General features: G+C 63.3%; 12 protein-coding genes. 4 read left to right on the top strand and 8 right to left on the bottom strand.

What is annotated here, in order from left to right; translation table 11 throughout:
* The 4 genes from IT350_03180 to IT350_03165 form a co-directional block, all read left to right on the top strand.
* On the top strand, positions 1 to 208 hold a 208-nt coding region (locus IT350_03180; protein MCC6157028.1), incomplete at its 5' end, for a PD40 domain-containing protein.
* A gap of 301 nt (positions 209 to 509) precedes the next feature.
* A complete protein-coding gene (locus IT350_03175; protein ID MCC6157027.1) occupies positions 510 to 1631 on the top strand; it encodes a hypothetical protein in 1122 nt (373 codons plus the stop codon).
* A 201-nt stretch (positions 1632 to 1832) separates the two neighbouring features.
* Positions 1833 to 2318: a FixH family protein gene (locus tag IT350_03170; GenBank protein MCC6157026.1), complete on the top strand. Its 486-nt coding sequence runs from the start codon at positions 1833 to 1835 to the stop codon at positions 2316 to 2318.
* 10 nt (positions 2319 to 2328) lie between these two features.
* Entirely contained in the window at positions 2329 to 3315 is a 987-nt protein-coding gene (locus IT350_03165) for a hypothetical protein (protein ID MCC6157025.1), read from the top strand.
* A gap of 11 nt (positions 3316 to 3326) precedes the next feature.
* Here IT350_03165 and IT350_03160 read toward each other — a convergent pair whose 3' ends face one another.
* From IT350_03160 to IT350_03125, 8 genes are all read right to left on the bottom strand, one after another.
* Positions 3327 to 3980 (bottom strand): hypothetical protein, encoded by a 654-nt coding sequence (locus IT350_03160; GenBank protein MCC6157024.1) that lies wholly within the window; start codon positions 3978 to 3980, stop codon positions 3327 to 3329.
* A 39-nt stretch (positions 3981 to 4019) separates the two neighbouring features.
* Entirely contained in the window at positions 4020 to 4859 is an 840-nt protein-coding gene (locus IT350_03155) for an ABC transporter permease subunit (GenBank protein ID MCC6157023.1), read from the bottom strand.
* A complete protein-coding gene (locus IT350_03150; GenBank protein MCC6157022.1) occupies positions 4843 to 5301 on the bottom strand; it encodes a hypothetical protein in 459 nt (152 codons plus the stop codon). The genes IT350_03155 and IT350_03150 overlap by 17 nt, the downstream gene beginning before the upstream one ends.
* A complete protein-coding gene (locus IT350_03145) occupies positions 5298 to 6182 on the bottom strand; it encodes an ABC transporter ATP-binding protein (protein ID MCC6157021.1) in 885 nt (294 codons plus the stop codon). The genes IT350_03150 and IT350_03145 overlap by 4 nt, the downstream gene beginning before the upstream one ends.
* On the bottom strand, positions 6172 to 7362 hold the full coding sequence (gene nosD / locus IT350_03140) for a nitrous oxide reductase family maturation protein NosD (GenBank protein ID MCC6157020.1): 1191 nt from the start codon (positions 7360 to 7362) through the stop codon (positions 6172 to 6174). The genes IT350_03145 and nosD overlap by 11 nt, the downstream gene beginning before the upstream one ends.
* A gap of 231 nt (positions 7363 to 7593) precedes the next feature.
* Complete coding sequence (gene nosZ, locus IT350_03135) at positions 7594 to 9564, bottom strand: Sec-dependent nitrous-oxide reductase (protein ID MCC6157019.1); 1971 nt, start codon at positions 9562 to 9564, stop codon at positions 7594 to 7596.
* 44 nt (positions 9565 to 9608) lie between these two features.
* Positions 9609 to 10067, bottom strand: a complete 459-nt coding sequence (locus IT350_03130; protein MCC6157018.1) for a c-type cytochrome — start codon at positions 10065 to 10067, stop codon at positions 9609 to 9611.
* Positions 10068 to 10561: 494 nt separating this feature from the next.
* On the bottom strand, positions 10562 to 10771 hold the full coding sequence (locus IT350_03125) for a MoaD/ThiS family protein (protein ID MCC6157017.1): 210 nt from the start codon (positions 10769 to 10771) through the stop codon (positions 10562 to 10564).
* Positions 10772 to 11124 lie beyond the last annotated feature (353 nt).

The raw sequence follows: 11124 nt of genomic DNA, 5'->3' as shown, positions 1-11124 counted from the left end.
TTTCAGTTCCGACAGAGGGGAGCTTGCGAACGCGAATCTTTTTGTCGTAAACGCGGAGGGGACCGGACTTGATCGGTTGACGTTTTACGACGGGTACGACGGCGCGCCCTCGTGGTCGCCCGATGGGGAATGGATCGCTTTCGAATCCTGTTCCGGCGATCCCGACGGTTCCGCCGGAACCGCCGTCTGGATTATCCGGGCTCCGTGATGACTGTTGATACGCGCAGGCAAGCGTTCTCGATTGTGGAACCTCTTTTTTGATCGCGGGCGAAATCGATTATCCATGGTCCAGCAGTTTGGGAACGTGACTCCGTCGAGACCTTCCCCGACCTCACGAGCCAAGTCGTCGAGTCCTCCCTGTATCTGCGCGTCCAGAGATGCTCTTGACGACGGCACCAGACGTGCGACCGCTGAACTCCCCGGGGGTTCCGCGGCGCCGCTTTGTGCGCGGGACTGTCCCGTGAGACAATACCTTCGATTCCGAATCGACTGTGCGGCGGGAGCTTGAGATGAGAACCACCCCACTTCATCTGGGATTGCGTTGCGCGCTCGCGGCGATCCTCGCTCTGGCTTTGTGCGGGGCGGACTGGGAGTCGCGCGCGAACCTTCCGTCCGCGCGTTACGGCGGCCTGCTGCTGCCCCTCGCGGGCGATCTCTACTACATCGGCGGCTCGGACTCGACGTGGCTCGACGGGATGCCGGACGTGTGGCGTTACGACCCGGGCGCGGACGCCTGGGACGCGCGGACGCCGCTTCTGGTCGGGACGTTTCTGCCGGGCGGCGGAGTCGTGGACAACCAGATCTACGTCCTGGGCGGTGCGTTCATCTCCGGCGCAACCGCCTATGTCAATTTCAACGTCGCGATTTATGACGCCATCACCGATTCATGGTCGGACGGTTCGATCCTCGGCGTAGCACTTCAAGGATGGGCGTTCGCGACATCCGACGAGGACGTCTTGCTATTCGGCGGATCGGATACGGCGTCGGCAATCGACAACGCTCTTCGCGTCTACGACACGCAGGGCGATACGTTGTCGAACGGTCCGCCCATGAACACCGCCCGTTGGCTGGGGGCGGCATGGTCGGCGGACGGTCATCACTACGTTGCGGGCGGTACCTTTGACGGCGTGGACGGTGTGTCCGGCGCGTCGGTTCTGGCGGCGGACGACGTGGTTTTCAGCGACGAGGGCATGGAGGACCTGCCCGCTGCCCGCATCGGCGCCGCCTACGCAACCGCATGGGACGAGGAGGACGGTGACTGGCGCATGTATCTGCTCGGCGGACGCGACGCCACGGGAACGACGCACGACAGTCTCTGGACCTACGCCCCGGCGTCCGACGAGTGGACGGACGACGGTGCGATCTTTGCGCCCTCTTATCTCGCGTCCGCGGCGTGCCTGGGCGGATACCTCTATTTGGCCGGCGGCATGAACGCATCTGGTGGTGTCGAGGACGCTCTTCGCCGGCTCGATGTCGGCGCGTGCGCCCCGGCCGGTGGGGACGACGACGCGGATGACGACGCGGGCGATGACGACTCGGACGACGACGCGAGTGACGACGACAGCGCTGACGGCGATGCCGATGGCGGGTCCGGCGACGATGACGACGATAGCGGCTGCTGCGGGTGCTGACGAATGGGGCCTCGCATGATCTCCAGTGTCGCTGAGGTCAAGCCCAAGTCGTGAAGTAACTGCAAGTGCCATTTGACTCCCATCAATGCACCGCAAAGCCAATTCGTTTATCCATTGTGAACAATCGGCAGAGGGATTATCACCGTCGGCGAGCGTTGACGGTTCAGATCGCCTCCGCGAACACGGACAATGGAGGGTGCGATGTTTCCAAGGTGGCTTGCGGTGTGTGTGATGCTCGCCGTGCTCGCGGCCGGACTGGCCGGAGCCTCGTGCGTGAGCGGCGACGACGACGATGACGACGACGATGCGGCCGCGGACGACGACGCGACCGACGACGATTCCGGCGACGACGACGCTTCGGGCGGCGCGGTCGACTCGGATAACGGCCTGTTCTCGGGCAATTTCACGCCCGATCCCGATCCGCCGGTGGCCGGCGACAACGAACTCGCGATCGAGCTGTTCGACGCCGAGGGAGCCCCGCTGGCCGGCGCGACGGTCGAGGCCACGCCGTTCATGCCGTCGATGGGCCACGGCTCCGACGAGGACCCCGTCGTCGAGGAACTGGGCGACGGCGCGTATCTCGCGACCAATATCGTCTACACCATGCCGGGCCCGTGGGAACTCACGATCGTCGTGACGACCGCGGACGCCGAGGACATGTTCGTTCTCGCCTACGACGTCGAGTAACGGAGCCCTCTTGTCAGCGCGACACGCCGGGCGCGCGGCGGCATTCGCCGTCGCGTGCCTATTTCTCGCCGTCGCCGGCCGGGCGATGGCGCAGCCATGCTGCGTGTCCACGGGATCGGCGGACTTCGCGCTGGTCGGCCGATACGAAAAGGCCGTGCTGGCCACGATGTTCAGCTACGAGGCGGCAACCGGACGCTACGACACCGACGCCGAATACGAGCGCCTGGATTCGGTCGTCGCGCGAGATCTTGTCTGGACGATCGGCGGGGGAATCCGGCCGATCGAGGCGTTTTCGGCGTGGCAGATTTACGCGGCGGTCCCGCTGCGCGAACAGTACCGCGAACTCGAAGGTCTTCCCGCAGCGCGATCGTATGGAATCGGCGACGCGTCGGCGGGCACCCGCGTCACGATCACCGAGGACAACCTGAACGGTCTCGGCCGCGGCGCACCGGCGGACTTCATCCCCTTTCTGGATCTGGGTTTCGGCGTGAAGTTTCCGACCGGCCGCCCGCCCGAGGAGAGCGAGGAACCCACGGGTTCCGATCAGATGGGCGACGGGGCGTGGGAGTACACGCCGGGGATCACGATGACCAAGTTCGTCACCCCCGCCCACGCGCTGACGCTCGACTACGCTTACGGATATCGACCCGAACGCACGATCCCGGCGTCGGGACCGGGCGTGCCCGACCAGCGATTCGATCCCGGCGACGCGCAGTCGGTCAAGGCGTCGTGGCTCTTCATTCCGCACGCGCGGTGGAGCGTCGGCGTCAATTCGTCCTGGCGTCTCACCGCGCCGGCCCGCATGAACGACGTGGAAATTCCCGACAGCATGACGTTTCGATGGCGTGTCGGCGCGAGCGGGATGTGGATCTTCGCGTATCCGTTCTGGGACGTCCGCCTCGCGGTGGCGGGCGATCCCTGGTGGAAGGGCGCGGGCTTCAATCTGCCGTTCGTGGGTCCGACCGCGTCGATTCAGTTGCGGCGGAATTTCCGGTGACTTGATCCGGACTACTTCGCGCGTTTGCCGCGAACGTACTCAAGTCGCCCGGCCACCAGATGCCACAGCATCAGCGCGATCGTCCCTCCGACGAAGATCCCCATGAAAATCGACGACGCGCGAGGCAGGCTCGTCACGGTGAAGTTGGCGATCTGCTTCGTGCCGAAAACCGCCGGCATGAAGGGATCGACCGTCACCGGTGCCCTCGGATCGAGGTCGTGGCCGAGTACATAGAGACGATAGACGAATCGGACGAGCGCGAAGAACGAGAAGTAGATCGACATCACGGCGAGGTCCACCAGCATTCGCACGTTTCCGATGGCCGCCACACGCAGCGCGAGGATGACGAGCACGCCGATCGCGAATGGAATCCAGTCGAGGTCCGAAAGCTGCTCGCGGCTGATCGGCGCCATGCCGATGTAGTGGTTGAGCGTACTGATCTCGCGGATGTCGTTCCCGTTGTTCCCGCCTTCGACCTTGTGGGCGAAGATGTCGAGTGTCAGACCTTTCGGATACTGCGGCGCCTTCATCGAGATGTTCCATAAGGGCTGCGTGAACACGAGCAGCAAGGGGATCACCAGCAGCGCCATCGCGATGCGCGCGGGCATGCGGATCGGCCCTTCCAGAAACTGATAGAAGCGATCGAGCGATTCCTTGACATTCATGACAATATCCCCTCTTCCATCGGACCGGTCCGACTCCGGTTAGACCAAATCTCCATTTCGAAACGCGCGGCGGCCGAGCCACCACGCCGCCGCGCCGCACACGCAAGGCCACGCCGAGCCGAGGACAAACAACTTCGCCGTGCCGATTTTTCCCGCGAGATAAAACCCCACGGGACCGAGCACGGACAACTCGGGATCGGCGAAGGCCAGGAGCGCCATTCGCGACGCCTGGACAGGATTCAGCGAGGCCAGCAAAAACACGGCTTGCGCGTTCAATCGCCAGCGCAGCATGAGTCCGATGAGCACAAAATCGAGCAGGGCGACGGAGGCGGCCCAAATCAGCAGCGCGTAGGTCATCGCCCTCGCCGGACTCGACACCCATATGGACACGAACATCCCGATGCCGGTGAAACACCACGCGAGCGAGACGCACACGACCAGTGAGCGGAAGACGAAGACCCACGGCACGTCGTCGCCGAACGCGACGCGCGCGTAGAGCGGCATGGCGAGCATGATAACGACCAGCGGCCCCGCGACCAGTACGAAGCGCACCGAGGTGACGGCGAGATAGTAGTCTCCGGGCGCGAGCGGATGGGAAAACAGCAACTCCAGCGCGCCGTCCTCGCGCGAACGATTCAGGGAAGACCCTGTTGCGATCAGCGACAGCAGCGGCAGCAGCAGCAGCAGGGCGTGCGCGAACGACATGAGAACGCGCGTCGTCCCCGTGAAACCCATCACGTTCGATTCGCGCATCGCCACAAATACGAAGACCGTCGCGAGAATCGCATACAACACCCCGTTCGAGACGACCCAGCGGGAACGCAGCGCGTCCATCAGGTCGAGCCTCGCGGAAGCCGCGAACTCAGTGCGCCGGGACATGGCCGTCTCCCGGATCGTGAGGATCAAGGGCGCGACGACGCGCCTCTTCCAGCGGGATGGTCCCGAGAGTGCCGGCCCGAACGGCCCCGAGGCCGTACCCCATTGGGGAAGCGGAAACGGGGCTGAACGCCACATCCGCCTCGGCGATCCACTCGTCCTTCTCCAAGTGCCGGAAATAGACGGCGTGCAGAGTCGGCCCTCGCTTGTCGACATACGCGAAAAGGCAGCCCGGGTCGTCGAAGAAGGACACGCGACCGTCGGTGTCCTGGATCTGCGCGGCAAAAGCCCTTTCGCTGACGTGCATGCGGCAGTGAGCGCAGGATTCGCGGTCCCATGAAGGCTCGACGGGTCCGTCCGGGCGACGCCCGGAAATCTCGATCGCGATGAAAACTGCCGCGAGAACGACCAGCGCGACCGCGATGGCGGGCAGGGACTTTTTCATGACGCACCGTTTTCGGGATCGATCGAAATGGACTCGAGGTCCCGGATATGAAGGTTGTCGACGCGGTCGCCGAGGTGCTCGGCCAGTTGGGGAAGCAACCGGTTTTTCTCGGTCTGGTCCACCGTACGGTACCACCAGTCCCCGGCCCCCCGGGCGAAGCCCAGTTCACGAATCCACGACGCCGCGTCGTCGCGCGCAACGCGCACTTGGATGGTGCTCAGGGCGTGGGCGGCGAGATAGCGGTCGGCGTCTCCCGCATACGACGAACGCCCTTCGTCGAGCACGATGACATGGTCGACCAGATGACGCATTTCCTCCAGACGATGAGAGCAGAGAATGACGGTTTTCTCCGCGCAGCGTTCGGCGAAAAGGCGGAAAAATTTCTCGCGAGCCTGGGCATCGAGGCTCGCGGTCGGCTCGTCCATGATGAAGCAATCGGCCCGCGCGGACAGCGCGAGGGCGATGAGGATCTTCTGCTTCATGCCCCCGGAAAGACGTCGAAACGGCTTCTCCGCGAGGGAGGCAATGTCGATGTCGAGTTGGGCGCCGATCCGAAAAACTTCCACGGGCGCGATCCGGCGAAACGATGCGATCGCCGCGACCAGTTCCCCGACCGGCGCGGCGAGATTCGGCGCCACCTGCGGCACGTATGCGATTCTTCCCGCCAGATTCCCACGGTCCCGACGCGGGGACAGGCCGTCCATTTCGACGCGTCCTTCGTAGGCCAGCAAGCCGACGAGAATGCGCGTCATGGTCGACTTGCCGGAGCCGTTGGGCCCGATCAGGCCGATCTTTCCGCCGGATGGAATTTCGAGCGTGACGTCGGTCAACGCCGCGACCTTGCCGAAGCGGCGCGAAAGGCCCCGGGTTTCAATCCGCATGGGTTTCTCCCGGCGCCCGGGCGCTCATTCGCGGCCTCGCGTCGGTCAGTATGGTTCGGGGAGCATAGAGAGGCAGTATCTCCGCCATCGCATTGACGAGAAACATCGCGGGGGAGCCCGAAAAAAAGTCGAGTTCCGGATAGGTCGCGCGCAACTCGGCGGAGAGTCTTCGCTGAACATGGGGGATGTCGCCGTACCCGTCGCCGTCCAGATCGTATCCGCGGTAGTCGTCGAAATCGTTGCCGTGCCATTCCGATCCCGCCGCGTCGCCGCCGCCATCGACACGCACCTGTTCCCCATTTCCGCGAAGCAGGTTCGAGGAAAATCGATTGCCGGTCGTGGCCGCGTGGAAAAGAATCGCCGTGCGGCAGAGCTGAATCGTATTGTCCTCGAACACGTCGACGGTGCCCGGCTCGAACGGCGACGTGTCGATGTATACGCCGGTATCGTTTCGGATGATGTGATTCTCCCGGGCGACCAGCGCACTGGCCTCCTTGAGGCCGAGGCCCATACCCGCCGCTCCCGTCGAGGCGGCCAGCACGTTGCGAAGCAGCGAGACGCCTTTGGAGTACATGACGAACACTCCGACGACGTTGCCGACGTATCGGTTTTCTTCGCACAGGTTGTCGTGGCTGAACATAAAGTGCGTGCCGTACCGGCTGTTCTCGATGACATTCTTGCGAAACGTATTGCGCGACGAATACCAAACCACCACGTCCCGTCCGTGCGTCACGACATTGTTTTCGACCAGCGAATCGGACGTTTCCCACAGTCGGATCGTATCGCCGCGCAGCCCAATCTGCTCTTCGTCGGTCCCGCGGATGGTGTTGCCGCGCAGCGTGACTCGTCGCGACTTGTCCACGACGATGCCGAACAGCGCCCCCGTGATCCGCACGCCCTCGACACGGGCGTCGTCGGCGACCACGTGGATGGCGCTGTCCTGCTTGTCGAATCGCGATCCGCTGCCCTGCACCGTGAGTCCCAGTAACGCCGGCCCGCCGCCCGTCATGGTGATTGTGTTTTCAAGGCCCGACGAGCGGATGATCGCGTCGCGCCCGCCCCAAAGCGTCACGCGATCCGCGATCAGAAGTGGCCCCTCATATTGTCCCGGTTTCAGACAGATCGCTTCGCCGGGCCGGGCGGAATCGATGGCGGAACGGATGTCGTCACCGGGACTCATCGCCCGGCAATTCGCGGGACGCGGCGGAACCGTTTCCGAGAACCGATCCGCCGTGGATCCGCCTGCCGCACCGAAAGCGACGAGCGCAACCACGGTGAGCGCGATCGACGATGAAATCCGCGGTACGCCGAGAAATCGTGGTTTCGGCAACAGGAAACGAAAAAGAAAAAGGAAGGGCGGAAGCCCGGTCGGATTCCGCCCTTGAAAAGCTCGCATCGTCCCTCCCGTGGATCAGGGCTCCACGAGAAAATACCCGGCCATTTCGAGGTGCAGCGCCGAGCAGAACTCAGTGCAGTACATCGGGAATACGCCCTCGCGGTCGGCCCTCAGGGTCACATTCGCGTGTTCGCCCGGCTCCAGACTGACATTGATGTTGTACGAGTCAATGCTGAACCCGTGCGTGGCGTCGTGGGCTTGTTCGAGGTTCGTGATGTGGAAATGGACCAGGTCGCCCTTCTTCACGCGGATCGTATCCGGAGTGAAGTGGCTTCGGATCGCCGTCATGTTGACGTGAACGCCGTCGGCTTTGCGCTCGACTTTCTCCGAGCCGCCGGCGACCGCGAACGGATCGGCCTTGTCGGAGATCGCGTCCTGACCGGCGGGCGTGTACGCGATGATCGGCTTGAGCTTGTCCGCCTTGATCATCTGCGCGTAGTGCGGCTCCGCGTTGGGAATCGGCAGATCGTACAGGAGTTGCATGTTCGGCGTGTTGATGTCCACGAGTTGGAAGTTCTGCGGCAGCAGCGGGCCGACGTCGGCGAAACGGTCCAGCGCCCACTTGTTCATGGCGATCAGGTACTTGCCGTCGGGCGCCACCGTGTCGCCTTCCGCTGCGACGAGATGGCCAACGTTGTAGTGAGACGGAATCTTCTCGATGACCTTCAAGTCCGCCAGCGACCACTTCGCCACGACCGACTCGATGAACACCGATGTGTAGGCGTTGCCTTTGTCGTCGAACTGCGTGTGCAGCGGTCCGAGACCGATCTCCACCTGGCCGCGCATCGACTCCTGAAGCGAGAGGATCGGCACGCCGTACGCGTCCTTGCCCTCGTACTTCTTCTGCTCGATCAGGGCCTTGATCTTCTCGAAGCTGTAGACCGTGGCGTGCGTGTCGAGTTTGCCGGCGACCACGATCTCCTTGCCGTTGGGCGTCACGTCGCAGCCGTGCGGGCTCTTCGGCTCCGGAATGAAGTGCAGCAAGCCTTCTTCGATCGACACGGACAGGGGAATGACCTTCATGCCCGCGATCGTCTCGGCCTTTCCGGCCTTCACGACCTCCGCGGCTTTCTTCCAGTTGATGACGTGCAGATAGTCCATGTCGTTCTGCGACGCGCCGGACTCCATCGGCGGACGTCCCTCGGCGTTGCCGCCGAACGACATCTCCGAGTTGAAGCTGTTGATGAACGCGTATCCGTCGCTATCCAGCTTGCCCGCGTCCGCCAGATCCTGCATGTACGGCGGCAGTTCGAGCGCGAACGACTCGGCGGGAACGATGCGGCCCTCGGCACGGTCGAACTTCCAGAACACCGCGACGCCACGGTACGCTTCCTGGTACTTCTCGATCGGGGCGTACTTCATCCCCAGCGGAGCGGGGTACTGTGAGGCTTCGATGATGTAATCCGTATTCGGCGTGACGAAGGCTCCGCCGTGGTTGGACTCCATCAGATTGGAGGAGACGATCTGCTGCGTGACGAAGGTCTTCAGGTTGATGACCGCCATTCGGGCGTTCGCCTTGTCACCGATGAACAGATACTGCCCGTCGTAGTCGCCCGCGGTCTCGCTGAGCGCCGGGTGATGCGTGTCGCCCCAGTACAGCGGCTTGCCCTCGTGGCGGAATCCGGTCTTCAGCAGCGCATCGGTCTGATCGCCGTAGCCGTATCCCTGCCAGGGCTCGGGCGTGAAAACGGCGATCGTCTTTAGAATGCGCATGCTCGGAACGCCGATTACGAGAATCTGCCCACCGTGCCCGCCGGAGGCGAACGTGTAGTACTCGTCCTTCACGCCTGTGGGCGTGAACGTCTTGAGCGCGGCCGCTACATCGGCCTCGCTCAGATTGCGCGCCTTCATGAGTTCCTGGATGTTCTGCCCGGCTCCTCCGGTTACCGCCGTCGTTGCGGCCGGACCGCCGGGACCCGATGCGCACGCAAACGCGATCGCCGCGAGCACAGCCGCAGCCACCAGCACGACCCCCACCTGTTTCATCGCAAACCTCCACGCAGCAGAGTGAAACGTCCCCACACCGAAATTCACTTCCCCAATTCACGAATGTGCTGGCGGAGCCCCGCCACAACTTCCTTCTTGGCAACCAGATCGGGATTCGGCGGCATCATCGGGCTCTTGCCCACGGCCGCGCCGCCGTACTGAATAATCTTCTCGATATGCTCGTCGGTGACGCCCTTCTGCCAATCCGCGTCGTGGAAAGTCCGCGGCTGCGGCGTCAGACCCTTGGAGGCCGGACCATCGCCTTGACCAGCGGCCCCATGACACGGCATGCAGCGCGTGGCGAAGAGATTTTTCGCCTCGGTGATGGCCGCTTCGGAAACCGCAGCTGCGGCCGCGGGAGCCGCCGCCGTCGTGGCTGCGGGAGCGGATGTGTTACCGCCTCCGACCGGCGAGGCCTTCGGCGCTTCGCCCTGCGCGCATCCCATCGCGATCAAAGTGAGAAAAAGCCCGGCCACCAACAACCCAAAAATTGTTCCCTTCACGTCGCCCCTCCATCGTCCTTGGACGAATTCGCCCCAGCATGTACGCGAACGCCCGGATTGGCATTGACTTGCGTCAATTCGCGTTTCGCAGGATTCAGTGTGTATATTCCACATCCATGTCCAATAGCACAAGCGAAATCTTGCGGATTCCTTGCGAAACAGCGTTGACCATGTCGCGCGTAGACGCCTTCTCGCGTCCTTCCGAACGATGGTTACGAAACGAGAACGACGAGGTCAACGGGCCACCCGCCCCGCCGATCGACCCGCCGGGCAAGGATCGACCGGGATCCCGCGCGCCCCAATCGAATCCGTCGACTCAACTCAACGCGAGTATGCGAGATAAAATGAACTGGCACCCTCCGGGCCGGCAGGTTCCCCACCGGCCCTCGTCGTTCACTGCGCGATGACGATGGACTCACGAATGCGTCGCGACCCTTCGGCCGTTTTGGGGATGGAATGTGGCGGGAGTGCTGAGGGTGCGTTCGCGAAAGGGTCTAGAGCCGGCCGCCCTCGACCTTCGGGACGAGCGTGACGATGTCGCCGTCGGACACCGCGGCGGAGAGCGACGCCCCGAGGCCGTTGATGGTGACGGAGTATCCGGCGGGATCGAAGTCGACCTTGTCGAGGACGTTCTGGACGTTGGAGCCGGCGGGGACTTCGGATTCGCGGGTGCTGTGACCGAGCTTCAGGACTTTCACGCGCATGGGAGGCCTCCGGAGAAAAGAGTGGTTGAAGAAGGGCTCTTCCTCACAGGTCTTATGCGAAAAACGGGGCGGGATTTTCGATTACGCCCGAAATGGGCGCATCCGGAGGGTCTGCGTGAAAAATCAACCGAGTGCGCGCGCGGGCAACGTGTACGCCAAGCCGATTTTTGTACGCCTGGAGGGGTTCTGAGCCACTTCCATCGGAAAATTTTTCGGGTGCTTGGCCTTGAACGAGCGCTCTGCGGTTTTCGCGCACTGATTTTGCGCGTCACCGGCAATTGGTACGCCCAGGGATGACAAATTAGGATCCGGGATTTTCCTAATCCGCAAAATCCGATGGGCTGAGCAGAGTT

This window comes from Deltaproteobacteria bacterium, from assembly GCA_020845895.1.
Lineage (GTDB): Bacteria > Lernaellota > Lernaellaia > JACKCT01 > JACKCT01 > JADLEX01.
The sequence above is the reverse complement of the archived record's forward strand: the minus strand, read 5'-3'. Positions and strand labels throughout refer to the sequence as shown.

What these genes read in the sequence shown, in the direction of transcription:
- IT350_03175 (MCC6157027.1), top strand. Translation starts at nt 510, where the DNA reads ATGAGAACCACCCCACTTCATCTGGGATTGCGTTGCGCGCTCGCGGCG.
- IT350_03170 (MCC6157026.1), top strand. Translation starts at nt 1,833, where the DNA reads ATGTTTCCAAGGTGGCTTGCGGTGTGTGTGATGCTCGCCGTGCTCGCG.
- IT350_03160 (MCC6157024.1), bottom strand. Translation starts at nt 3,980, where the DNA reads ATGAATGTCAAGGAATCGCTCGATCGCTTCTATCAGTTTCTGGAAGGG.
- IT350_03155 (MCC6157023.1), bottom strand. Translation starts at nt 4,859, where the DNA reads ATGTCCCGGCGCACTGAGTTCGCGGCTTCCGCGAGGCTCGACCTGATG.
- IT350_03150 (MCC6157022.1), bottom strand. Translation starts at nt 5,301, where the DNA reads ATGAAAAAGTCCCTGCCCGCCATCGCGGTCGCGCTGGTCGTTCTCGCG.
- IT350_03145 (MCC6157021.1), bottom strand. Translation starts at nt 6,182, where the DNA reads ATGCGGATTGAAACCCGGGGCCTTTCGCGCCGCTTCGGCAAGGTCGCG.
- nosD (MCC6157020.1), bottom strand. Translation starts at nt 7,362, where the DNA reads ATGAGTCCCGGTGACGACATCCGTTCCGCCATCGATTCCGCCCGGCCC.
- nosZ (MCC6157019.1), bottom strand. Translation starts at nt 9,564, where the DNA reads ATGAAACAGGTGGGGGTCGTGCTGGTGGCTGCGGCTGTGCTCGCGGCG.
- IT350_03125 (MCC6157017.1), bottom strand. Translation starts at nt 10,771, where the DNA reads ATGCGCGTGAAAGTCCTGAAGCTCGGTCACAGCACCCGCGAATCCGAA.